Source organism: Actinomadura sp. 9N215, assembly GCF_044326345.1.
Taxonomy (GTDB): Bacteria; Actinomycetota; Actinomycetes; order Streptosporangiales; family Streptosporangiaceae; genus Spirillospora.
In genome coordinates this window covers 155,424-178,126 of record NZ_JBIRBA010000010.1, presented here as the reverse complement: position 1 = coordinate 178,126, position 22,703 = coordinate 155,424, and the positions used below count along the sequence as shown (strand labels likewise).

The window sequence follows — 22,703 nt, the reverse complement described above, 5'->3', positions numbered from 1 at the left end:
GACTCTCGTCCCATAGACGCTGTTACGGGAGAGTACGTTCCTCGCGACCGCCGTGACCTGCGAATCGCGGGCGTGACCTGCGAATCGCGGCCTTTCTGGCCGTCAGTGGCCGCCGCCCGCGAGGTTGAGGCCGACGACGCCGACGAGGATGAACGCCAGCGCGGCGATCTTCAGCGCGGAGACCTGGTCGCCGAGGACGAGCATGCCGAGCGTCGCGGTCCCGACCGCGCCGATCCCGACCCACACCGCGTAGGCGGTGCCGACGTCGAGGTTCTTCAGGGCCACGCTGAGCAGGCCGAAGCTGGTCACGGCGAACACGAGGAAGCCGATGGACGGCAGCGGTTCGGTGAACCCCCTGCTGCCCTTCAGGCACAGGGCCATCGCGACCTCGAAGAGGCCGGCGGCGATGACGAGGATCCAGGCCATGATCACCCTCCCGGTGGGCGAGACGACGGCTGTCACGCGTCGTCTTCGCCTGCCGGGTACGACGCACCTCGTCCGGGAGGGACCGATGGCCCTCACCAGCCCCAACGGCCCCGTGCCACGGAGCATTCCCTGCGGCGGCCGCAGGACGCTCAGGACCTGCCGACCTCGCGAGCGCCGCAGGCTCCCAGGATCTGCCGACCTCGCGAGCGCCGCAGGGTGCTCAGGTCCGCCGACCTCGCGGACGCCGCAGGGTGCTCAGGATCTGCCGAGCGCGCGGTACTCCCAGCCCGCAGAGCGCCACTGCGCGGCGTCCAGGGCGTGCCGTCCGTCCACGATCCGCTTGTGCCGGACGACCTCCGCGAGCGCCTCGGGCCGCACCTCCCGGAAGTCCGACCACTCGGTCGCCAGGACGACGACGTCGGCGTCCCCGGCGACGTCGAACGCGCTGTCGCCGTACCGGAGCTCGGGGAACACGCGGCGGGCGTTGCCGAGGGCCGCCGGGTCGTAGACGCGGACGTCGCCGCCGAGGCCGTGCATGGTGCGGGCCACGTCCAGCGCGGGAGCGTCGCGGACGTCGTCGGAGTTGGGCTTGAACGCGGCGCCCCACACGGCGATCCGGTTGCCCGCGAAGTCGCCGCCGAGCACCTCGCGGACGAGGTCGACGGTGCGGGCGCGGCGGCGCCGGTTGATGTCGTCCACCTGGCGGAGGAACGACACGGCCTGCCCGACGCCGATCTCCTCGGCGCGGTGCGCGAACGCGCGGATGTCCTTGGGGAGGCAGCCGCCGCCGAAGCCGAGCCCGGGACGCAGGAACCGGCCGCCGATCCGGTCGTCGAGGGCGAGGGAGTCGGCGAGGTCCTTGACGTCGGCACCGACGGCCTCGCACACCTCGGCCATCGCGTTGATGTAGGAGATCTTGGTGGCGAGGAAGGAGTTGGCGGCGACCTTGACGAGCTCGGCGGTGGCGAGGTCCGTGCGGATCACGGGGGTGCCGAGGTCGAGGACGGGCCTGAACGCGGCCCGCAGCCGTTCGTACGCCCAGTCGGACGCGACGCCGAACACGAGCCGGTCGGGACGCATCGTGTCGTCGACGGCGAAGCCCTCGCGGAGGAACTCCGGGTTCCAGGCGAGTTCGACGTCGGCGCCGGCGGGAGCGAGGTCCTGGACGAGGCCGGTGAGGCGGCGCGCCGTCCCGACCGGCACCGTCGACTTCCCGACGATGAGGGCGCGGCGGCGCAGGAGCGGGGCCAGGGAGCGGACGGCGGCGTCGACGTAGGTGAGGTCGGCTGCGTCCGACCCGGGGAGTTGCGGCGTCCCCACGCAGAGGAAGTGGACGTCGCCGAAGTCACCGGCCTCCGCGTAGGAGGTGGTGAACCGGAGCCGGCCCGAGTCGAGCGCCTTGGTGAGCAGCTCGGGCAGTCCGGGCTCGAAGAACGGGACCTCGCCGGACGCCAGCCTGCCGATCTTGTGCCGGTCGACGTCCACGCCGAGGACCTCGAAGCCGAGCACGGCCATGCAGACGGCGTGCGTGGCGCCGAGGTAGCCGGTCCCGATGACGGTCAGTCTCGGGGCCGCCGCCTCCCTGTGATTCATGTGCACCTCCCCTTGTGAGCCTTGCGCGGTGTGATCGTGCACACGATCTTCCCATCGAAGCCCCGCAGGGTGTTCCAGGGTGGTTACCAGCGGGTAGCATGAAGGTGTTACCGACCAGTACGGCAGCGGCTGCGGGACCGGTTACCGCCGGGCGCCGCGGGACGAGACGGAGGCTCGGATGGGGCACTACAAGAGCAACCTCCGCGACCTGGAGTTCAACCTCTTCGAGGTGTTCAGGCGCCAGGACCTCCTCGGCTCCGGCCCGTACGAGGATTTCGACGAGGACACCGCCCGCAGCGTCCTCGACGAGGTCGGCCGGCTGGCCGAGGGCCCGATCGCCGCGTCCTTCGAGGACGCCGACCGCCATCCGCCGGTCTTCGACCCCGCCACCGGCTCCGTCACCATGCCGGACGGTTTCAAGAAGTCCTTCAAGGCCTGGATGGACGCCGAGTGGTACCGGCTCGACCTCGGGCCCGAGCTCGGCGGCAGCCGCGCCCCGCGCTCCCTGACCTGGGCGGTCGCGGAGCAGGTGCTCGGCGCGAACCCGGCGGTCTACATGTTCTCGTCCGGTCCGGGTTTCGCGCAGATCCTGTGGCGCATCGGCACGGCGGAGCAGAAGCGGTTCGCCGAACTGGCGCTCGATCGGAAGTGGGGCGCCACGATGGTGCTGACCGAGCCGGACGCCGGGTCGGACGTCGGCGCCGGCCGGGCCAAGGCCGTCGAGCAGCCGGACGGCACCTGGCACATCGAGGGCGTCAAGCGTTTCATCACGTCCGCCGAGCACGACATGGCGGAGAACATCTTCCATCTGGTGCTGGCGCGGCCTGAGGGTGCGGGGCCCGGCACCAAGGGGCTGTCGATGTTCCTCGTGCCCAAGTACCTGGTCGATCTGGAGACCGGGGAGCTGGGCGAGCGCAACGGCGCGTACGTGACGAACGTCGAGAAGAAGATGGGCCTCAAGGTCTCCACGACGTGCGAGCTGACCTTCGGCGAGAAGCACCCGGCGGTCGGGTACCTGGTCGGCGATGTGCACCAGGGCATCAAGCAGATGTTCCTCGTGATCGAGTACGCGCGGATGATGGTCGGGACGAAGGCCATCGCCACGCTGTCCACCGGCTACCTGAACGCGCTGGAGTACGCGAAGGAGCGCGTCCAGGGCGCGGACATGACGCAGATGACCGACAAGTCTGCCCCGCGGGTGACGATCACCCACCACCCGGACGTCCGGCGCAGCCTCATGACGCAGAAGGCGTACGCGGAGGGCATGCGGGCGCTGGTGCTGCTCACCTCGTCCTACCAGGACGCCGTGCAGATCGCCGAGTACGAGGGCCGCAGGGACGAGACCGCCGAGAAGGTCAACGACCTGCTGCTGCCGATCGTGAAGGGCTTCGGGTCCGAGCGGGCGTACGCGCTGCTCGGCGCCGAGTCGCTGCAGACGCTCGGCGGGTCCGGCTTCCTGCAGGACTACCCGGTCGAGCAGTACATCCGCGACTCCAAGATCGACACCCTGTACGAGGGCACCACCGCGATCCAGGGCCAGGACCTGTTCTTCCGCAAGATCCTCCGGGACAACGGCGAGGCGTTGAGCGTGCTCGCCGGGGAGATCAGGGCGTTCGCCGACTCCGACGCCGGCAACGGGCGGCTTAAGAACGAGCGGGCGCAGATCGGCCGGGCGCTGGACGACGTCCACGGCATCCTCGACCCGATGATCGAGTGGGCGCTCGGCTCGATGGAGAACCCGAAGGAGCTGTACAAGATCGGGCTCAACACGTCCCGGCTGCTGCTCGCGCTCGGCGACCTCATCGTCGGCTGGCTGCTCTGCCGCCAGGCCGAGATCGCGCTCACCGCGCTCGGCGGCGGCGACGTCTCGGGCCCGGACGAGGCGTTCTACACCGGGAAGGTCGCGGCCGCGCAGTTCTTCTGCCAGACCGTGCTGCCGCGGCTGGCGTCCGAGCGCGCCATCGCCGAGGCCACCAGCCTGGACGTGATGGAGCTGCCCGAAGCGGCCTTCTGATCCTCTGATCATTTCGTGATGGCGGGCCCTCGCCGGGGTGTTGGCGAGGGCCCGCCGCGTCGCTACTGTTGGCGCGTCCCTCTCGTCCCGCTTCGTCCCGCCTCCTTAGACCATTCGCCCCTCCCGACCGTTTGCCCTCCCGGCCGCTCGCCTTTCGAGCCCCGCCCCTCCTCCGACCGTCCGCCTCCCCCTGACCGGATGAACGATGCGCGCTCTGCCTCTCGCCGTCTCCCTTACCGGGTTCCTGCTGATCGCCGGCTGCGCCGACGCCGACAAGGCCGAGATGAGCGAACCGCCGACCGTCGGCGTGACCGGGTCCCGCGCCGCCGCCGCCGGGTTCGCCAAGGAGGGCTGGTTCGGGAGCGCGGACGGTCTGCACGCGCGCGTCGAGATCAAGGGCGTCGAGCGGCGGGGCGCCAAGGCGGTGCTGAACTACACCGTGACGTCGCTGGACACGACCACGAAGTCCGTCCCGTTCGCGATCGAGCTGCTCGATCCGGTCGGACGCAAGCTCTACAAGCCCACCGGGTCGACGAGCGGCGCCGCCTTCGCGCCCGGCGCCGCCCGCGAGATGGCCGCCGAGTATCCGGCGCTTCCGCAGAACGTCCAGAAGATCACCGCGATCACGCCGGGGACAGCGGGCGAGTTCACCGGGATACCGGTGACGAACGGCTCGTCCGCCGCACCGGGTGGCGGCTCGAATCCGGGCGGCGGGTCGGTACCGGGCGGCGGGTCCGCGCCGCCCACCGGCTTCACGCCGCCTCCCGGATTCACGCCGCCTCCCGGGTTCTCGCTCCCGCCTGGATTCTCGCCTCCGCCTGGGTTCTCGCTTCCGCCCGGATTCTCCCCGCCTTCAGGATTCGCGCAGCCGAACGGGGGTGCGACGCCGAACGGATACAGGTCGTCCGACGGCTACGACCCGTACGCCGCGTCCGCGCCGTCGCCGCTGTCGCCACCCCCGACGACGCCGTCCCCCCGGACGACGCCGTCGACCACGCCGTCCAGCGGGACCACACCGCCCGTGACCGGGGCGGGTGAAAACCCCGTGGATCTGTACGACCTCACCGAGAGTGAGGTCAAGAACGTCGCGTCCAGCGCGTCCACCATGACGCTCGACCTGCGCGCCGACGTGCTGTTCGACGGCGGCTCGGCGAAGCCGTCGAGCCGGGCCAAGGCGGTCCTGGACGAGGCCGCGCAGCAGATCAAGGCCAAGGCCACCGGCCCGCTGACGTTCTCCGGCCACACCGACGCCAAGGGCGACGGCGCGCAGAACCAGAAGCTGTCGGGGCAGCGCGCCGACGCCGTGCTGAAGGAGCTGAAGAAGCGGCTCGGCAACACCTTCACCTACACCGCGCACGGCAAGGGCGGGACGGATCCGGTCGCCAAGGAGGGCGGCGCCGACGACGCCAGGGCCCGCGCCCGCAACCGCCGCGTCGAGATCTCCTACCAGGTCAAACAGACGGCGACCGGCACGACGCCTGGCGCGACCGGCGCACCTGGTTCGTCCGGCTCGCCGGCGGCGTTCCGGGCGCAGGACGGCAAGACGGTCGCGAGCCGCTCCGTACGCTTCGGCGCCGCGAAACGCCGCCTGGACGTCAAGCCGTTCTACCGCGATGGCGCCTACATCGTCGCCGTGTTCGAGATCGTGAACGAAGGCCCGGGACCCACCCCGCCGGACGCCTCCTACGCGCACACGGACTATCCGGGCGGGGTGTTCACGTCCTTCTCCGTCCAGGTCCCGGGCGGCAAGGACGTGTACCGCGCCGTCCGCGTCGGCCCCAGGACGCCGGGCGGCCCGAGCGTCTACGTCGGCCCAGGCCGCGCCGTGTTCCGCACTGCCGTCGGGCAGCCCGTCCGCGGTTTCGTCTACCTGCCCGCGCCGCCCGGGAACGTCACGTCCGTCGCCTTCGACGGCGGCCCCTTCGGCAAGGTCGACAGGGTCCCGGTCTCGTAGCCGATCGCGTAGGTGATCGTCCGACGTGTGACCGGCGATCTGAACGGATAGTTAAAGAGCAGGAACACGGATCGTCTGGCGGAGGTCATCGCATGGGTGTCGGCGTCAGTATCTTCACGATCACGCTCGGGCTGATCCTCAAGTTCGCGATCAAGCCGGATGCGATGACCGACCCGGTGGACATCCACATCATCGGCGTCATCCTGATCATCGTGGGCGGGGTGTCGTTCGCGTTGCAGATGCTGATGATGTCCCGGATGCAGCAGCGCGGCCCGCGGTTCCCGTCGAGACGGCGGGACGAGCAGATGTACGACGAGGACAACCCGCCCCGCCCCTGAGCAGCCCGAAAAAGGGGCCCTGAGCAGCCAGAAAAGGCCGGTGCCGCTCGCGCGGCACCGGCCTTATTTACACGCTCTCCGGCCCTCTTTGACGCTCTCCGGCCCTCTTGGCCGTCTGATCAGCTCCAGGCCAGCATGCGGATGGGGTCCTCCAGCATCGCGCCGACATCGCGGAGGACGCGCGAACCCAGCTCGCCGTCCACGATCCGGTGGTCGAACGACAGCGACAGCGTCGTGACCTTCCGGATCGCCAGCTCGCCCTCGTGCACCCACGGCAGGTCGCGGATCTGGCCGAACGCCAGGATCGCGGCCTCGCCCGGGGTGATGATCGGGGTCCCGGAGTCCACGCCGAACACGCCGACGTTCGTGATCGTGATCGTGCCGTCGGACAGGTCGGCCGGGGACGCCTTGCCCGCCCGCGCCTTCTCCGTCAGCTCCTGGAGGGCGCGGGCCAGCCCCGGCAGGTCGAGGTCCTGCGCCTCCTTCACCTTCGGGACGATCAGGCCCCGGTCGGTGGCCGCCGCGATCCCCAGGTTCACGTACCGCTTGACGACGATCTCCGCGCCGGACGGGCCGTCCGCCCAGGTGGAGTTCACCTGCGGGTGGCGCGCCACGGCCGTGAGCAGCGCTCGCGCGACCAGCAGCAGCGGGGACACCTTCACGTCGGCGAATTCGGGCAGCTCGCGGAGGCGCTGCACGGTCTCCATCGTCCGGGTCACGTCCACCTGGAGGAATTCGGTGACGTGCGGCGCGGTGAACGCCGAGCCGGACACCGCAGCCGCGGTCGCCTTGCGGACGCCCTTGACCAGCACCCGCTCCTCGCGCGGCCCCGCCTGGACGGGCACCGCCGCCGCGGAGGCCGCCGTCGCCGTCCCGGACTGCGCGGCGAGGACGTCGTCGCGGGTGATCGAGCCCTGCGGCCCCGACCCGGTGATCGTCGCGAGGTCCACGCCGAGGTCCTTCGCCAGCTTCCGGACCGGCGGCTTCGCCAGCGGCAGCCCGTTATCCACAGGCTGTGGACGAGTCGTCCGCGAGGCCGGTGCCGGGGGCGGCGGCGGGGAGGGCGCCGGCGGCGTGGGGGCGGCCTGCTGGGCGGGGGCGGCGGCGGGCGGCGCCGGTGGTGGTGCGCCGTTCGCCTGCTTGCGCGGACGCCGCTTCGTCGCCCCCTCCTTAACGCCGTACCCGACGAGCACGGGCTGGCGCTTCGGCGGCGACTCGGGCGACACGATGCCCGGCTCGTCCGGGACCGGCACGCCCTCCTCCCGTGGCGCCGCGGCCTCCGCCGGACCCTCGGGCGCGGGCGTCGCCGCCCCGCCCTCGCCGCCCACGGAGATGATGGGGGAGCCGACGTCCACGGTCGCGCCCTCGGCGACCAGCAGTTCCCTCACCACGCCCTCGAACGGGCAGGGCAGCTCCACGATCGCCTTCGCGGTCTCGATCTCGACGATGGTCTGGTTGATCTCCACCGTGTCGCCCGGCTGGACGTGCCACTTGACGATCTCGGCCTCCGTCAGGCCCTCGCCCACGTCCGGCAGTTTGAAGATGTTCGGCTGGCTCACCGGCGTCACCACGCGAAGGTCCGGTCGACCGCGTCCAGGATGCGGTCGAGATCTGGCAGGTAGTGGTCCTCGTTGCGGGACGGCGGGTACGGGGCGGAGAACCCGCCGACGCGCAGCACCGGCGACTCCAGCCGGTAGAAGCACCGCTCGGTGATCCGCGCAGCCAGTTCGGCGCCGTACCCGCCGAACACCGGCGCCTCGTGGACGACGACGCAGCGTCCCGTCCGGTTCACGGAGTCGACGACGGTGCCGATGTCGAGCGGGTTGAGCGAGCGCAGGTCGATGACCTCCAGCGCCCGTCCCTCCTCGGCGGCCGCGGCGGCGGCCTCCAGGCACGTCTTCACCGACGGCCCGTACGCCAGGACGGTCGCGTGCTCGCCCGGCTGGACGATCCGGGCCTCGTGCAGCGGCGCCCAGTCCGTGGACGCCGACTCGACGTCCACCTCCGCCTTGTCCCAGTACCGGCGCTTCGGCTCGAAGAAGATCACCGGGTCGGGCGAGGCGATCGACTGCTGGATCATCGCGAACGCGTCCACCGGGTTCGAGCACGCGACGACGCGCAGCCCGGCGGTGTGCGTGAAGTACGCCTCGGGCGACTCCGAGTGGTGTTCCACCGCGCCGATGCCGCCGCCCCACGGGATCCGGATGACGACGGGCAGCGACAGCTTGCCGAGCGACCGCATCCGCATCTTCGCGAGCTGCGTGATGATCTGGTCGGCGGCGGGGAACACGAACCCGTCGAACTGGATCTCCACCACCGGACGGTAGCCGCGCAGCGCCAGCCCGATCGCCGTCCCGACGATGCCGGACTCGGCCAGCGGCGTGTCGATGACGCGCTCTTCGCCGAAGTCCTTCTGGAGCCCGTCGGTGATGCGGAATACGCCGCCGAGTTTTCCGACGTCCTCGCCCATGACGAGGACTTTCGGGTCGTTCTCCATGGCCTTGCGCAGGCCCTCGTTCATGGCCTTGCCGAGGGTGAGCGTAGTCATTTCGCCTCCTCGCTGGATCCTTCAAAGGAGGCCAGGTAGGCGGCGAACTGCTCCTGCTCCTCGGTCATCAGCGGATGCGAATCCGCGTAGACGTTCTCGAACATCGCCAGCGGCCGCGGGTCGGGCATCGACAGGCATCCTTCGCGCAGTTCCCTGCCCAGCTGCTTGGCCTCGTCCTCGACCTTTTCGAAGAACGCCGTCTCCGCGAGGTCGTTGCGCACGAGGTACGCCTTGACGCGTTCGATCGGGTCTTTGAGTTTCCACGCCTCTTCTTCGGCCTTCAGCCGGTAGCGCGTGGGGTCGTCCGTCGTGGTGTGGGCGCCCATCCGGTAGGTGAACGCCTCGATGAGCGTCGGGCCCTGGCCCGTCCTGGCGTTCTCCAGGGCCTTCCGAGTTACTGCCAGACAGGCGAACACGTCGTTTCCGTCCACGCGGAGGCCGGGGAATCCGTAACCCTGTGCGCGACGGTAGAGCGGAATCCGCGACTGCTTTTCGAGCGGCTCGGAAATGGCCCACTGGTTGTTCTGGCAGAAGAACACGATCGGCGCGTTGAACACGGACGCGAACACGAACGACTCGTTCACGTCGCCCTGCGAGGTCGCCCCGTCGCCGAAGTACGCGATGGTCGCGGCCGCCGACGGCGTGCCGAGGACGCCGTCCCGCTGGACGCCCATCGCGTAGCCGGTCGCGTGCAGCGTCTGGCTGCCGATCACGACCGTGTACAGGTGGAAGTTGTGCTCGGTGGGGTCCCAGCCGCCGTGGCTGACGCCGCGGAACAGCCCGATCACGTTGAGGTGGTCCAAGCCCCGGCACCAGGCGACGCCGTGCTCCCGGTAGGTCGGGAAGACCATGTCGTTCTCGGACAGCGCCCGTCCGGACCCGATCTGCGCGGCCTCCTGGCCCAGCAGCGACGGCCACAGCCCCACCTCGCCCTGCCGGGTGAGCGCCACGGACTCCAGGTCGAGCCGCCGGACGATCACCAGATCGCGATAGAGGTCGCGTACCTCCTCGGCGCTGAGGTCCAGGGGGTAGTCGGGATGCTCGACGCGCTCCCCCTCGGGGGTGAGCAGCTGGACGAGCTCGGGCTCGGCGGCCTCGGGGGTATCTGGCGCGCCGCGCACGGAGTCGATCGTCATCGATGACACTCCTCGTTCGGGGCCGGCACGCGGGATCGCCGCGCGGTCGGCCGATGTCCACGGCCTCCGGCCCCGGTGGGGGATGAAAGCCGCATATGCCATCGTGGCAGACCTCACACCCCGCGATGCAAGTCCCGCCATGGGCTCCCCTACCCGCGGCCTTGGTCCTTGACGCAAACGTGACGCACACCACCCCGCCGGGCGGACGCGCGCGGACTACTCGCGGGAGAGTGCCCTGGTCACACCCGCCGCGACGGTCAGGCCGAGGACGAGCCCGGCCGCGACGATGAAGTTGGCGATCCACTGGTAGACGCCCTTCGGGGCGAACGCCATCTCCTGGCCGAGCGTCCCGATGGGCAGGATGAGGTCCAGCGTGTAGAAGAACGGGTTGAAATGCGGGCGCTGGCCGTCGTCCAGGACGTCCGGCTTGTGGAGCGAGAAGACGATCGTCCCGAACGCGAGCAGGCCGATCAGCCAGCTCGCCGCCCGGAACGGACGGTAGCCGTAGCCGACCAGGCCGTCCTGCATCAAGCCGATGATCTTGCGGGAGAGGCCCTGCGTCTTGCGCCGGTCGCGGGCCTTGGCGAGCAGGACGGAGCGGCCGTCGGCGTCCAGGCCCAGCGACCGGTAGGTCTGGGCGAGGCGCTCGTACGGCTGCGGGGCGTAGCCGTCGGTGTCGCGGCGCAGCCAGTCGAGGCGCTGGCGGGCGGTCAGCGGCGGTTCGAGCGTCTCGTACTGGAGGCCGTCGAGCTGGAGGCGCTCCGGCCAGGACGCGGCGTCGTCCCGCAGCAGGTTGATGCGGGCGTAGGACAGGTCGGCCGTGCCCTGGATCGGCTCGGCGGTGCGCAGCAGCAGCTCCTCCGCCTGGACGCGTTGCAGGCTGAGGGCCGTCCCCTGGTCGTGCCGCAGCCGGGCGTCGCGCAGGCTGAGCTGGCCGGTGACGCGGGCGCCTGAGAAGCTGACGGCGCCGGTGGCGGTGAAGCCGTCCGAGCAGTAGATGTCGGTCTCGACGGTCAGGTCGTCGGCGTTCAGCGCGGTCCGTCCCGGCGCGGACAGCCGCGCGCCGACGAACGACAGATAGCCGCCGACGCTCGCACCACGCAGCCTGACCTCGCCTTCGGCGGTGAACCCGCCGTCGCAGAAGACGTTCGCGGCCACGTCCAGGCGGCTCGCGTACAGCGCGGGACCGGACGGGTTCTGCAACCGCGCCCCGCGCAGGATGAGCTGGCCGCCGATCCGGGCGCCTGGCAGCCGGACCTCGCCGTTCGACGTGAACCCCTGGTCGCAGTAGACGTTCGCCTCGACCGTGAGCCGGTCGGCGAGCAGCGCGTCCCCGCCGGGATTGCTCAGCTGGACGCCCGACATGTTCAGGATGCCGGTGATGTTCGCGCCGTCCAGCCACAGGCCGCCGGTGATCCGGCTGCCCTCCAGCCACAGATGCCCGTCCACCCGGGTCCCGGACGCGATCAGCCCCGGCAGGCGGCAGCGCATCAGATGGACGCTGTTCATGCTCGCCCAGTACAGATGCGGCGCCTCGTCGAACGAGCAGCTCGTGAGCGCCAGCGGGACGCTGACGTCCGCGTGCCCGAGGTTCAGCGAGCCGGTGACGCGGGCGCCCGCGAGCCGGACGGCCGCGACCTGCCCCGGCTCCGCCTCCACCGCCCCGACGAGCAGCGCGACGAGCACCTCCGCCCTGACCACCCGCTCGTGCCCCCAGCGGTCCGCCTGCCCGATGTCGTCGTACGCGGCGTCGCCGGACGACAGGTCGACGGACTCGCCCTTGGGGAAGGCCTCCCAGAGGCGACGCTCCGTCGGTGTCAGGTCCTCGATGTTCATCGGGCGGCTCCGGGGGGTGCGGGTGGGGGAGGAGGACGGAATGTGGGTGGGCTGTGATGGGCCATGGTGCCGTACGCTTCAGGATCGTAAGGAAAAGTGCTGATCAGTGAGGGGGCGACCGTGGCGCGTGTCGTCGTCGACGTCATGCTCAAGCCGGAGATCCTCGACCCGCAAGGGCAGGCCATCGCCCGGAAACTGCCGCAGCTGGGGTTCGACGGGGTCGTCGCCGTCCGGCAGGGCAAGCGGTTCGAGGTGGAGCTGGAGGGCGAGGCCGACGAGGCGGCGCTGGAGCGGGTCGGCAAGATCGCCGAGACGCTGCTCGCGAACCCCGTCATCGAGACCTACGAGCTCCGCGTCCTCTGACCGCCCGGCCCTTCAGGCCAGGCCCTTCAGACCGCCCGCCTTTCAGGGCGAGAATGGCGGGAATGCCGTTCGATCCCCGGAAGGTATTGGTGCGTTCCAGACGGTCCCGGCCTTAGAACGTGCCAACGAGATGCCCCTGAAAGACCCGGGACTGTAGCGATTACGAGAGATTCCACCGGGGAAGTGTTAGCTGCGTCGAGTCGTCGAGCACGCTCCGGGACCGGGGGACGGTCTGCAAGCCCGGAGCGGACACGAGGTGTCCGGGTGGATATGAGGTTCTCGTTCTCGCTGCCGCGCGAGGCGCTGACCATCCCGGTGGTCCGGCGGGTCGTAGGAGACGCACTGCGGGGGCTGGGCGTTTCCGAAGACTGTGTAGACGACGTTCTTGTCGCCACCTCCGAGGCGTGCACGAACGTCGTCCAGCACGCCCGCGCGACCGGGGACTACGAGGTCGCCGGAAGGGTGGACGAGGGCGTCTGCGCCCTCACGATCACGGACCGGGGCCGCGGACCCCGGCCGGCCCCCGAGGAGCGGGGGGTTTTGAGCGAATCCGGACGCGGCATTAAGATCATGCGTGCGCTGGTGGACGATCTGGACATCGACTCCACGCCCGACAGGGGCACCGTCGTCCACCTGCGGAAGCGGCTGACCTGGAATGACGGGGCCCTGGTCCGCCGCCTCGACCGCAGGCTCATGCACAGCGCCGGGTAGATTGGTACGCGCGCGGGGGAATCGACGCGCATCGGGGTGATCGGCGGTACGACCCGCCCGTCCCGGCCGCCCCTCATTTCGGAGGAACAGAAGAGATGGACGCTGCCCGGGTCGGGATCATCACCTTCCCAGGTTCGCTCGACGACAAGGACGCCGCACGTGCCGTGCGGCTTTCCGGCGCCGAGCCGGTCGCCCTGTGGCACGGCGACCACGACCTGCGGGGGGTCGACGCCGTCGTCCTCCCCGGCGGGTTCTCCTACGGGGACTACCTGCGAGCCGGAGCGATCGCGCGGTTCGCCCCGCTGATGACCGAACTGGTCGCCGCCGCGGGCGCGGGCCTCCCGGTCCTCGGCATCTGCAACGGCTTCCAGGTGCTGTGCGAGTCGCACCTGCTCCCAGGGGCGCTGCTGCCGAACGCCGGCCTGCACTTCGTGTGCCGTGACCAGCGGCTCCGCGTCGAGAACGCCGACACCGCATGGACCACCGAGTACCGGGAAGGGCAGGAGCTGGTGATCCCGGTCAAGAACCGCGACGGCCGCTACACCGCCGACCGCGAGACCCTGACCGAACTGGCCGACTCCGGCCGGATCGTCGCCCGCTACGTCGACCTGAACCCCAACGGCTCCCTCGACGACATCGCCGGAATCTGCAACGAGGCCGGCAACGTCGTCGGGCTCATGCCCCACCCCGAGCACGCCGTGGAGTCCCTGACCGGCCCGTCCACCGACGGGCTCGGCTTCTTCACCTCGATCGTCAAGAGTTTGGTCAGCGCATGAGCGAGCAACGGCCCCAGCCCCCCGCCGGGCGAGCGACCCGGGAGTCCTCGGACGAGCCCTCGATGGAGTGGCTCGGCGAGCTCAAGTCCGACGCCGACGACCCCGAGCTCCAGCCGGTCGACCCCTCGGTGACCCAGGCGTTCGAGGCGATGCTCGAAGAGGCCAAGCCCGCTGACCCGTCCGGGATTCCGATCCAGCCGGAACCGGCCGTCCGTCCGGGGCCGGCCATCCAGGTCGACCCGGCCGTGCAGGCGGCGTTCAGCGCGGCCCAGACCGCTCCTCCCGCCGCCGCCCCCCTCCAGGGGCCTGAGCAGGAGTTCGCCCGCGCCCTGGCTGAGGAACGCGCCTCCAGCGACCCTTCGTCCACCCTCGCGGACCCGACGCTCACCACCCCGGATGTGAGCGAATTCACGACCCCCGCCCCACCGGCGGACCCCACCGCCCCCGGCACCGCCCCCCAACCCGCGGCCGGAACGGGAACCGGCCCACAACCGTCCATAGGCACCGGCACAGGCCCACAGCCCGCCGTAGGGACGGGCACCGGCCCGCAGCCCGCCGTCGGCCGGAACACGGGCCCTCAGCCCTCTGTCGGGACGGGAACGGGCCCACAGCCTGCCGTTGGCACTGGCACCGGCCCCCAACCCGCCATAGGCACAGGGACGGGCCCGCAGCCCGCCGTGGGGACGGGGACGGGCCCGCAGCCCGCCGTTGGCACGGGGACGGGCCCGCAGCCCGCCGTTCGTCCGGGCACTGGACCGCAACCCGCCATCGGCGGCCCCGGCACCGGGCCGCAGCCCGCCGTTGGGCCTGGGACTGGGCCTCAGCCTGCCGTTGGGACGGGCACCGGCCCGCAACCGGCCGTTGGGCTCGGAACGGGCCCGCAACCTGCCGTTGGTCCTGGTACCGGGCCGCAACCTGCCGTTGGGGCGGGCACGGGCCCGCTGGCCGCCGTCGGGCCCGGCACCGGCCCGCAGCCCGCGATCGGCCCAGGCCGCGGCCGCGGGACCGGACCGCAGCCTGCCGTGGGGCCAGGCACGGGACCGCAACCGGCCATTGAGGCTCCGGCGCCCGCCTATCCCGGGACGGACACGGTCGCCATCGCCGCCGCGTCCCCCGAGCGGCCGCAGCCGTTCGCCGAGCTGGGGATGAACGAGGACGAGTACAAGCGCGTCCGCAACATCCTGGGACGGCGTCCGACGTCGTCCGAGCTGGCGATCTACTCGGTGATGTGGAGCGAGCACTGCTCGTACAAGAGTTCCAAGGTGCACCTGCGCCAGTTCGGCGAGAAGGCGCCGAAGACCGACAAGCTGCTGGTCGGCATGGGCGAGAACGCCGGTGTGGTCGACATCGGCCAGGGCTGGGCGGTGACGTTCAAGGTCGAGTCGCACAACCATCCGTCGTACGTGGAGCCGTACCAGGGCGCCGCGACCGGCGTGGGCGGGATCGTCCGCGACATCATCTCGATGGGCGCGCGGCCGATCGCGGTCATGGACTCGCTGCGCTTCGGCCCGGCGGACGCCCCCGACACCCAGCGCGTCCTGCCCGGCGTGGTGGCGGGCATCGGCGGCTACGGCAACTCGCTCGGCCTGCCCAACATCGGCGGTGAGACGTCCTTCGACGCGTGCTACGAGCAGAACCCGCTGGTGAACGCGCTCTGCGTCGGCGTGATGAAGCACGAGGACATCAAGCGCGCGGTGGCCCCCGGCCCCGGCAACAAGGTGATCCTCTTCGGCGCGCTGACGGGCCCGGACGGCATCGGCGGCGCGTCCGTCCTCGCGTCGGCGACGTTCGACGAGGAGTCGCATCGCAAGCGGCCGTCCGTCCAGGTCGGCGACCCGTTCATGGAGAAGCTGCTGATCGAGTGCTGTCTGGAGCTGTTCGGCGAGGACCTCGTCGTCGGCATCCAGGACCTCGGCGCGGCCGGGGTGTCCTGCGCGACGACGGAGCTGGCCGCGGCCGGCACCGGCGGCATGCACGTCGACCTCGACTCCGTCCCGCTCCGCGACGAGACGCTCCTCCCGGAGGAGATCCTCATGAGCGAGTCGCAGGAGCGGATGATGGCGGTGGTCGAGCCAGGCAAGGCCGACCGCTTCATGGAGATCTGCGCCCGCTGGGAGATCCCGGCGACCGTGATCGGCACGGTCACCGACACGGGACGGCTGGTCATGACGTGGCGGGGCGAGACGATCGTCGACATCCCGCCGGTCACCGCCGCCGACGAGGGCCCGGTGTACCAGCGTCCGCTGGAGCCGCCGAAGGACCTCGGGGCCATGCAGTCCGACACGCCAGGGCGGCTCACTCGTCCGTCCAATGGCGACGAGCTGCGCCGTACCGTCCTGTGGCTGGCGGGGTCGCCGAACCTCGCGGGCAAGACGTGGGTGACGTCCCAGTACGACCGCTACGTTATGGGCAACACCGTGATGGCCATGCCGGAGAACGCGGGCGTGGTGCGCATCGACGACGAGTCCGGGCTGGGCATCGCGCTGTCGCTGGACGGGAACGGCCGCTACAGCCGTCTCGACCCGTACGCGGGCGCTCAGCTCGCACTGTCAGAGGCGTTCCGTAACGTCGCCGCCACCGGCGCCCGGCCGCTGGCCGTCACCAACTGCCTCAATTTCGGCTCCCCGGAAGACCCGGGCGTCATGTGGCAGTTCGCCCGCGCGGTCGAGGGCCTCGCGGACGGCTGCCAGTACCTCGGCATCCCGGTCACCGGCGGCAACGTCAGCTTCTACAACCAGACCGGCAGCACGCCCATCAACCCGACGCCGGTCGTGGGCGTCCTGGGCGTCCATGACGACGTCCGCCGCCGCGTGAAAATGTCGCTCACCACCGACGGCGCGACGATCGCGCTGCTCGGCGAGACGCGGGAGGAGTTCGGCGGGTCGGAATGGGCGCACGTCGTCTACGGGCACCTGGGCGGCCTGCCGCCGCTGGTCGACCTGAAGGCGGAGGCCGCGCTGGCGTCGGTGCTGGTCAGCGCTGTCCGGGACGGGCTGGTCACCGCCGTCCACGACCTGTCGGACGGCGGCCTGTCGCAGACGCTGGTGGAGTCGTGCCTGCGCGGCGGCCTGGGCGCCAAGATCACGCTGCCGGGCGATCCGTTCGTGGCGCTGTTCAGCGAGTCGGTCGCCCGCGCCATGGCCGTCGTCACGCCGGGCGCCGAGGCGCGCCTGGCGGCCCTGTGCGAGTCGGCGGGCGTGCCCGTCGCGCAGCTGGGCGTGGCGGGCGGCGACGCCCTGACCGTCACGGGACGGGGCACGGAAGGCGACCAGCAGGAGCTGTTCAGCATCCCTCTGCACGAGCTACGCGAGGCCCACGAGCACATGCTCCCCAGCTACGCCGACTAACGCGCCCGCGAGGCTCCCGGCCCTTCAGGGGATGGTGGGGCCGTCGCCGGGGCGCAGGCCCTTGAGCTTGTCGGGGTTGACCTGGAACCGCACGTTCTGGAGGCGTCCGGCGACCAGGTCGTAGGTCAGCGCGCCGACGGGCGTGCCCTCGATCGTGAACAGGACGCCGAGCTCGCCGTTGATGGTGGCGGGCACCAGGGTGACTCCGGTCGAGACGGGCTTGGCCAGCACGCCGAGCAGCCAGCGGGCGACGTGGTCGGGCCCGTGCAGCGGGCGGCGGGCGGCGGTGATCTTGCCTCCGCCGTCCGACCAGCAGGTCACCTGCGGGGCGAGCAGTTCCATGACCGCGTTCAGGTCGCCGCCCGAGCAGGCCGCGATGAACTGCTCGGTGATCTTCTCGCGCTCGGCCTGGTCGGTGTCGAAGCGGGGCCGCCGGGCCTGGACGTGCTCGCGCGCGCGGTGCGCGATCTGCCGGACGGTCGGCTCAGGCCGGTCGAGGGCGTCGGCGATCTCCGCGTGGGAGTAGCCGAAGACCTCGCGGAGCAGGAACACCGCGCGCTCGACCGGGCTGAGGGTCTCCAGCACCACCATCATCGCGGTGGAGACGGTGTCGGCCATCTCGGTCTCCAGGGCGGCGTCGGGGGAGGTGAGCAGCGGCTCGGGCAGCCAGGGGCCGACGTAGGTCTCGCGCGTCGCCCGGGCGGAGGTGAGCCGGTTCAGCGACAGGTTCGTCACCGTCCGCACCAGGTAGGCCTTCGGATGGCGGATCGCGTCCCGGTCGGCCGAGTTCCAGGCCAGCCAGGTGTCCTGGAGCACGTCCTCGGCGTCGGTGACGCTGCCGAGCATGCGGTAGGCGGTGCCGAACAACAGCCGCCGATGTTCGAGATAGGCGTCGGATTGGGGTGCGGTGTCGCTCATCGGCCCATGCTTTCAGTGCGCTGACCTGTACGGATCGGCAGGCTTGCGGGTGGCGCGGCCGCCCTTGGAGATGGTGGCGCTGACGTTCATCCGCTTGCCGAGCCGGTAAAGCTTGACGGGGCCGCCGCTGACGGTCTCCTTGTAGAGGACGGCGGCGCGGCCCTTGAGGTAGGCCCGGCGCGGGGTGTCGTCCGCGTGGGTGAACTGGATGACGGCGTCGCGGCGGCCGAGGCTGATCGGCTGGTGGAAGTAGCCGAACCGGAACGGCTTGACCGTCTTGCCGCGCAGTCGCCGGGCGATCGCGTCGGCGGTGTACTGGGCGGTGGGCATGCCGCTCTGGCAGGTGCCGTGGATCTGCCCCCAGGCCAGCCGGACCGCGGCGGCGTCCCCGACGGCGTGGACGTCGGGGTGCGACACCGACCGCAGTGTCGCGTCGACCAGGATCAGACCGCGGTCGTCCACGGCGAACCCGGCGTCGGCGGCCAGCGGCGAGACGCTGACACCCGTCGTCCATAGGCAGACGCTCGCGGGGACGACCTCGCCGGTCTCCAGCTCGACGGCGTCGGGCAGCACCTTCGTGACGCGCGCGCCCACCTTGACGGTGACGCCCAGCCGGTCCAGCGACCGTCCCAGATGGGCGCGGGCCTTGGCGCCCATCATCGCGCCGGGCTCGCCGGTGCCGACCAGCGTGACGTTGAGGCCGGGGTGGGCCTCGGCGATCTCGGTCGCCGCCTCGATGCCGGTCGCGCCGGCGCCGCAGACGGTGACCGTGCCGCCGGCCGCGGCGACCTCGTCGAGACGGGTGGCGAAGCGGGCGGCCTCCTGCGGGCTGTTGAGCGCGAAGGCGTGGACGTCGGCGCCTGGAACGCGGCTGGTGTCGGTCGAACTGCCCAGGGCGTACACGAGGGTGTCGTACTCCAGACTCGTCGCGCCGTCGTCGACCGTGACCGTGCGGCTCTCGGGGTCGATGGCGGTGGCCGCGCCCAGCACGAAGGTGATGCCGGTCCCGGCGAGCAGATCGGGGATCCGGTGGTCGGCCAGCCGCTGCCCGGCGGCGATCTGGTGCATCCGCAGCCGCTCGGTGAACCGCGCCGACGGGTTGACCAGCGTGATCTCAACGCCGGTGCGGCGGGTCCTGCGGGCCAGCCGGATCGCGGCCATCATGCCCGTGTAGCCGGCGCCGAGCACCACGATGCGGTGGTGGTTCTTCATCGCGTCACACTCCCCATGGTCGGGTCACCGGTTCGGGTCTCGGTGCCGGTGACGCCTATGGGACAAACAGCCCCACCAGGACGTGACACCCCGCAAATGTGACACGCACCACACCACTCCGGATGTGGATCTCCCGCCCAGAAGACGGATCGGAAGACCGATCAGAAGACGGAGATGTGGACGTGGTCGTAGTGGTTGGCGGTCGTGCCGCCGCGGTTCTCCATCATGCGCCAGCCGGGGCTGCGCATGTCGTAGATGCGCTGGCGCCAGATGACGTACTTGATGCCGAGGGCGCTCGCGTGGGAGATCGCGTACTGGGCGGCCTGGTCGCCCTGGGCCTGCGCGCTGCCGCTGGCCATCGCGCCGCCGGTCGTCACCATGAAGTCGCAGGCGCGGCCGGTGCCGTGGTCCTGCGGGTCGCCGGGACGCGTGCAGCCGATCACGGGGAACGGGCCGGTCTCCAGGTCGATGGTGTTCTTGACCTTGAGCATGCGGGGGGTGATGCCGCCCATCCCGATGCTCGGCGACTCGGGCTTGTACCTCTTGACCAAGGACTGGATCTTGGCCTTCCGGCCGAGCAGGTCCTTGATCTCCTTCTTCAGCTCCGCCATCTTCGCCGTGGCCTGCTTGCGGGCCTGGAGCTGGTCGTTGACGAGCTTCTGGATCTGCCCGACCTTCGCGGCCTTGTTCTGGGAGAGGTGGCTGACCAGCGTGGCGTTGCTGAGAAGGTCGCTCGGGTTGGCGTCGGTCACGAACGTGACCGTGGGGTCCTCGCCGTTCATCATGTACTGGGTGGCGGCGAGCTGGGCCACGAGGTTGCGGGCCTCGACGAGGTCCTGCTGGAGGTCCTTGGCCTTCTTGAGCGACTTCTCCGCGGCGTACTGGACGTCCTTCAGCTTGGCCAGGTCGCCGCCGTACTCCTTGTCGAGCTTCTCGATCTGCTGGTTCAGTTTGGCGAACTTCTTGCTGTCGCCGGGATCGGCGGCGTACGCGTTGAGCGCGGCCAGAGCGGGCGGGGCCGCGGCGGACGGCGTGGCGGTGCCGACCAGCGGCAGTGCGGCGGTGAAGGCCATGAGAGCCACGGCGGCGCGCCTTTTACCGCGCCCGCGTGCGGAGGCGGGGGTCTCCACGTGTTCTCCTCTCGTCCTGGCCGTAGGTCAATGGACCTTAAAGTGCCGTCTGTGCTCGCCAAGGTTAGACCCCAGGGATGGGTGAGGCGGAGCGAAGCGCGATAAGCCCTGCTCGCTTGCTGGGGGCCGAGCTATCTTACGTGACACGACTCACAGCCACTTCTCCAGGTACGGCCAGCCACTTCTCCGGGTACGGCGCGGGGGTCAGCCGCGGTTCAGACGGCCGCCGTAGCCGAGTGCCGTGCCTGGTCGGCTCCACGTGTACTGGAGCGTCCCGTCCGGCTGGCGGGTGATCTGGACGACCCCGGACGTGCACGGCTTTCCGACCGACAGGGACATTTTCAGCGCGCTTTCCGTGCCTCTCGTCAGTGCGACCGTGCCGGTGCATTTCTCCTTCGGATAGAACACGCGCCCGGTCGTCCCACCGGATTGGAACGTGACCTCCAGTGGGAAGGAGACGTTGCGGTTGGTGTTGACCATCGTGCCCTTCCACGTCCCTGCGAACGATGACGGGATCGTTGTCACCGGACGGTTGTTGGACGCGTTCGTGCTGTCGGGCTGCCGCCCGTCGTCGTCCGCCTTGAGCTGGGGCCACAGCACCAGCGTGATGATGGCGATGCCGACGCCGACGCCGATGAACAGCGACAGCGCTACGCCGAGCACATGGTTGCTGGGGCGGCGCATCCGCATGAGGGCCGCGAACGGCGACGAACTCCGTCCGCCGTTGTCACCGGCGTGCCCCAGTCCGGGGATGAGGTGGGGGGTCGGTTCGGTGCCGTCCGGGGGCTGTTCCATGTCGACGGCGTCGAACGTGGCGGTCGGGTCGGGGCCGACCGTGCCGAACGCCGCCGTCTGTTCCGCCGGTTGGGGGCCTTGAGGACGGTCGGGGCCTTGAGGACGGTCCGCCGAGCGGGGCTCGTCGCTTGATTGGTGGTGGGCGGGGGCTGGAGGAGGGTCCGGCACGCGCGGCTGGTCCGTCCGGGTGGTCTGGGACGGGTCATCGGAGGCGAAGGCCTTGAAGGACGTGGTCTCGTCGAAGGCGGACGGGTCCAGCTCCGGTGACGGGGGCTCGGGTGCGGGCGGCTCGGGTCTGGGTCCCGGGCGCGACCGGCGCATGCGCGAGAGCTTTCCGAGCAGCGGGAGCGACGGCGAAGGGGCTTCCTGAGCCGACCCTGGCGGAACGCCCGGCGGCGGAGGCCCGGAAGGGCCTGCTGGGCTGGATGTGAACGCGGTGGGGGCGGAGGGCCCGGCGGCCATGGGACGTGGTGGCGCTCCCATTGGACGGGGTGGCGCTCCCATGGGCGTCCGTGGCGGCATCTGCGGCGGCGCAGGGGGTGAGGGGTTCGGTGGAGGCGTTGGCCCAGCGGGCGGTGCGGGCTGCTGTAGGGGCGCCCCGAAGGCCAGTGCGCGGCCCTCGTCCACCATGGACGACGGCATGTGGCCGACCAGCGGGCCGTCCTCGTCCAGGAGGCGTTGGAGGAGGTCCTTGGCCGTCGGACGGTTGGCAGGGTCCTTGGCCAGGGCGTCGGCCAAGATGTCCCGCAGCGAATCGGGGACGCTCGACAGGTCCGCTTCGTCGTAGACGATCCGCTGCATTACCTCGGACGGCGAACCGTCCCCGAACGGCGGCTCAGCCGTGGCGGCGAACAGAATGGTCGACGCCCAGGCGAAAACGTCCGCGGCCGGGCCGATGCCCGTGCCGCTCAGCTGCTCGGGCGACTTGTAGGACGGGTCTTCGGTGATGTGCCCGCTGAAAGACGCGTTCACGGCCTCCAACGCATGGGCGATACCGAAGTCGCTCAGCCGCGGCCCATCCCGGCCCAAGAGAACGTTCCCAGGCTTCATGTTGTGGTGGAGCGCACCAGCCCGGTGGACGGCCGCGAGTGCTATCGCCGTACCGACGGCCAGGCGTTCGACGACGGCGCCGCCGCGCAGGCCTTCCTCGTCCACGAGCTGCTGGAGGGACGGCCCGTCCACCCACTGGCTCACCACGTACGGACGGTCGCCTTCCACATCGGCGCTGAGGATCGCCGCCGTGCAGAAGCCGGAAACCTTTCGGGCAGAGGAGAATGCGTTGGCGAACCGCGTCCTGGCCACGGGCTCGCCGCTGAGCCGCACATGCAGGACCTTCACGGCGACGAGGCCGCCGACCGGGTCCCTGCCGAGGAAGACGGCGCCCTGCTCGCCGACGCCGAGCCGTCCCGTGATCTCGAACGCGCCGAGTCTTCGCGGGTCACCCGGCTGCAGGGGCAGCGCCTCGGGCATCTGACGAACCTCCGTGTCCTCCGGGGACCGCGTCCCCGGCCTCCCCGTTCCTTCACCCCCGCGGCCACGCCCTGGCCTGGCACCGGGTCCTTTTTACCGTCTGCGCGGCGCCGCGGCGCCATCGCCGGCCGGAGCG

Annotated in this window: 17 protein-coding genes and 1 riboswitch; of the genes, 7 read left to right on the top strand and 10 right to left on the bottom strand. The window is 71.0% G+C overall.

Annotated elements, in window-relative coordinates:
- Nucleotides 1-102: 102 nt before the first annotated feature.
- Both ACH34T_RS18845 and ACH34T_RS18840 read right to left on the bottom strand, forming a co-directional pair.
- Complete coding sequence (locus ACH34T_RS18845; protein ID WP_395993456.1) at nt 103-426, bottom strand: DMT family transporter; 324 nt, start codon at nt 424-426, stop codon at nt 103-105.
- 33 nt (nt 427-459) lie between these two features.
- Nucleotides 460-523, bottom strand: a riboswitch (guanidine-III (ykkC-III) riboswitch).
- A 158-nt stretch (nt 524-681) separates the two neighbouring features.
- On the bottom strand, nt 682-2,019 hold the full coding sequence (locus tag ACH34T_RS18840; RefSeq protein ID WP_395993455.1) for a UDP-glucose dehydrogenase family protein: 1,338 nt from the start codon (nt 2,017-2,019) through the stop codon (nt 682-684).
- A 178-nt stretch (nt 2,020-2,197) separates the two neighbouring features.
- On the opposite strand from ACH34T_RS18840, the gene ACH34T_RS18835 reads away from it, so the two are divergent.
- The 3 genes from ACH34T_RS18835 to ACH34T_RS18825 all read left to right on the top strand — a co-directional run bounded on the left by ACH34T_RS18835 (nt 2,198) and on the right by ACH34T_RS18825 (nt 6,325).
- Nucleotides 2,198-4,033 (top strand): acyl-CoA dehydrogenase, encoded by a 1,836-nt coding sequence (locus ACH34T_RS18835; protein ID WP_395993454.1) that lies wholly within the window; start codon nt 2,198-2,200, stop codon nt 4,031-4,033.
- Between the two features lie 205 nt (nt 4,034-4,238).
- A complete protein-coding gene (locus ACH34T_RS18830; protein WP_395993453.1) occupies nt 4,239-5,987 on the top strand; it encodes an OmpA family protein in 1,749 nt (582 codons plus the stop codon).
- 92 nt (nt 5,988-6,079) lie between these two features.
- Complete coding sequence (locus ACH34T_RS18825; protein WP_395993452.1) at nt 6,080-6,325, top strand: DUF6458 family protein; 246 nt, start codon at nt 6,080-6,082, stop codon at nt 6,323-6,325.
- A 119-nt stretch (nt 6,326-6,444) separates the two neighbouring features.
- Here ACH34T_RS18825 and ACH34T_RS18820 read toward each other — a convergent pair whose 3' ends face one another.
- The 4 genes from ACH34T_RS18820 to ACH34T_RS18805 all read right to left on the bottom strand — a co-directional run bounded on the left by ACH34T_RS18820 (nt 6,445) and on the right by ACH34T_RS18805 (nt 11,845).
- On the bottom strand, nt 6,445-7,884 hold the full coding sequence (locus ACH34T_RS18820; protein ID WP_395993451.1) for a dihydrolipoamide acetyltransferase family protein: 1,440 nt from the start codon (nt 7,882-7,884) through the stop codon (nt 6,445-6,447).
- Between the two features lie 5 nt (nt 7,885-7,889).
- On the bottom strand, nt 7,890-8,873 hold the full coding sequence (locus tag ACH34T_RS18815; protein ID WP_395993450.1) for an alpha-ketoacid dehydrogenase subunit beta: 984 nt from the start codon (nt 8,871-8,873) through the stop codon (nt 7,890-7,892).
- Nucleotides 8,870-10,009, bottom strand: a complete 1,140-nt coding sequence (gene pdhA, locus ACH34T_RS18810) for a pyruvate dehydrogenase (acetyl-transferring) E1 component subunit alpha (RefSeq protein WP_395993449.1) — start codon at nt 10,007-10,009, stop codon at nt 8,870-8,872. Before pdhA ends, ACH34T_RS18815 begins: the two co-directional genes overlap by 4 nt.
- A gap of 216 nt (nt 10,010-10,225) precedes the next feature.
- Nucleotides 10,226-11,845 carry a hypothetical protein gene (locus ACH34T_RS18805; RefSeq protein ID WP_395993448.1) on the bottom strand — a complete coding sequence of 540 codons (1,620 nt, stop codon included), beginning with the start codon at nt 11,843-11,845 and terminating at the stop codon, nt 10,226-10,228.
- Nucleotides 11,846-11,965: 120 nt separating this feature from the next.
- Here ACH34T_RS18805 and purS point away from each other — a divergent pair, with 120 nt between their 5' ends.
- The 4 genes from purS to purL all read left to right on the top strand — a co-directional run bounded on the left by purS (nt 11,966) and on the right by purL (nt 17,042).
- The gene (gene purS / locus ACH34T_RS18800; protein WP_395993565.1) at nt 11,966-12,208 is read left to right on the top strand and encodes a phosphoribosylformylglycinamidine synthase subunit PurS; all 243 of its coding nucleotides are present in this window, start codon (nt 11,966-11,968) and stop codon (nt 12,206-12,208) included.
- Nucleotides 12,209-12,478: 270 nt separating this feature from the next.
- A complete protein-coding gene (locus ACH34T_RS18795; RefSeq protein ID WP_395993447.1) occupies nt 12,479-12,919 on the top strand; it encodes an ATP-binding protein in 441 nt (146 codons plus the stop codon).
- A gap of 95 nt (nt 12,920-13,014) precedes the next feature.
- Nucleotides 13,015-13,695, top strand: coding sequence for a phosphoribosylformylglycinamidine synthase subunit PurQ (gene purQ / locus ACH34T_RS18790; RefSeq protein WP_395993446.1), 681 nt, complete (start codon nt 13,015-13,017; stop codon nt 13,693-13,695).
- 1,052 nt (nt 13,696-14,747) lie between these two features.
- A complete protein-coding gene (purL, locus tag ACH34T_RS18785; protein ID WP_395993564.1) occupies nt 14,748-17,042 on the top strand; it encodes a phosphoribosylformylglycinamidine synthase subunit PurL in 2,295 nt (764 codons plus the stop codon).
- Between the two features lie 24 nt (nt 17,043-17,066).
- On the opposite strand, the gene ACH34T_RS18780 is transcribed toward purL, so the two are convergent.
- The 4 genes from ACH34T_RS18780 to ACH34T_RS18765 all read right to left on the bottom strand — a co-directional run bounded on the left by ACH34T_RS18780 (nt 17,067) and on the right by ACH34T_RS18765 (nt 22,567).
- Entirely contained in the window at nt 17,067-17,960 is an 894-nt protein-coding gene (locus ACH34T_RS18780) for an RNA polymerase sigma-70 factor (RefSeq protein ID WP_395993445.1), read from the bottom strand.
- Between the two features lie 12 nt (nt 17,961-17,972).
- Complete coding sequence (locus tag ACH34T_RS18775; RefSeq protein WP_395993444.1) at nt 17,973-19,172, bottom strand: NAD(P)/FAD-dependent oxidoreductase; 1,200 nt, start codon at nt 19,170-19,172, stop codon at nt 17,973-17,975.
- Between the two features lie 161 nt (nt 19,173-19,333).
- A complete protein-coding gene (locus ACH34T_RS18770; protein ID WP_395993443.1) occupies nt 19,334-20,302 on the bottom strand; it encodes a coiled-coil domain-containing protein in 969 nt (322 codons plus the stop codon).
- Nucleotides 20,303-20,506: 204 nt separating this feature from the next.
- Nucleotides 20,507-22,567: a serine/threonine protein kinase gene (locus ACH34T_RS18765; RefSeq protein ID WP_395993442.1), complete on the bottom strand. Its 2,061-nt coding sequence runs from the start codon at nt 22,565-22,567 to the stop codon at nt 20,507-20,509.
- Nucleotides 22,568-22,703: the final 136 nt, after the last annotated feature.

Coding starts and splice junctions, on each gene's coding strand:
- ACH34T_RS18825 (WP_395993452.1), top strand. CDS start 6,080: ATGGGTGTCGGCGTCAGTATCTTCACGATCACGCTCGGGCTGATCCTC.
- ACH34T_RS18815 (WP_395993450.1), bottom strand. CDS start 8,873: ATGACTACGCTCACCCTCGGCAAGGCCATGAACGAGGGCCTGCGCAAG.
- ACH34T_RS18805 (WP_395993448.1), bottom strand. CDS start 11,845: ATGAACATCGAGGACCTGACACCGACGGAGCGTCGCCTCTGGGAGGCC.
- ACH34T_RS18830 (WP_395993453.1), top strand. CDS start 4,239: ATGCGCGCTCTGCCTCTCGCCGTCTCCCTTACCGGGTTCCTGCTGATC.
- ACH34T_RS18835 (WP_395993454.1), top strand. CDS start 2,198: ATGGGGCACTACAAGAGCAACCTCCGCGACCTGGAGTTCAACCTCTTC.
- ACH34T_RS18840 (WP_395993455.1), bottom strand. CDS start 2,019: ATGAATCACAGGGAGGCGGCGGCCCCGAGACTGACCGTCATCGGGACC.
- ACH34T_RS18775 (WP_395993444.1), bottom strand. CDS start 19,172: ATGAAGAACCACCACCGCATCGTGGTGCTCGGCGCCGGCTACACGGGC.
- ACH34T_RS18845 (WP_395993456.1), bottom strand. CDS start 426: ATGGCCTGGATCCTCGTCATCGCCGCCGGCCTCTTCGAGGTCGCGATG.
- ACH34T_RS18780 (WP_395993445.1), bottom strand. CDS start 17,960: ATGAGCGACACCGCACCCCAATCCGACGCCTATCTCGAACATCGGCGG.
- pdhA (WP_395993449.1), bottom strand. CDS start 10,009: ATGACGATCGACTCCGTGCGCGGCGCGCCAGATACCCCCGAGGCCGCC.
- ACH34T_RS18795 (WP_395993447.1), top strand. CDS start 12,479: ATGAGGTTCTCGTTCTCGCTGCCGCGCGAGGCGCTGACCATCCCGGTG.
- ACH34T_RS18765 (WP_395993442.1), bottom strand. CDS start 22,567: ATGCCCGAGGCGCTGCCCCTGCAGCCGGGTGACCCGCGAAGACTCGGC.
- purQ (WP_395993446.1), top strand. CDS start 13,015: ATGGACGCTGCCCGGGTCGGGATCATCACCTTCCCAGGTTCGCTCGAC.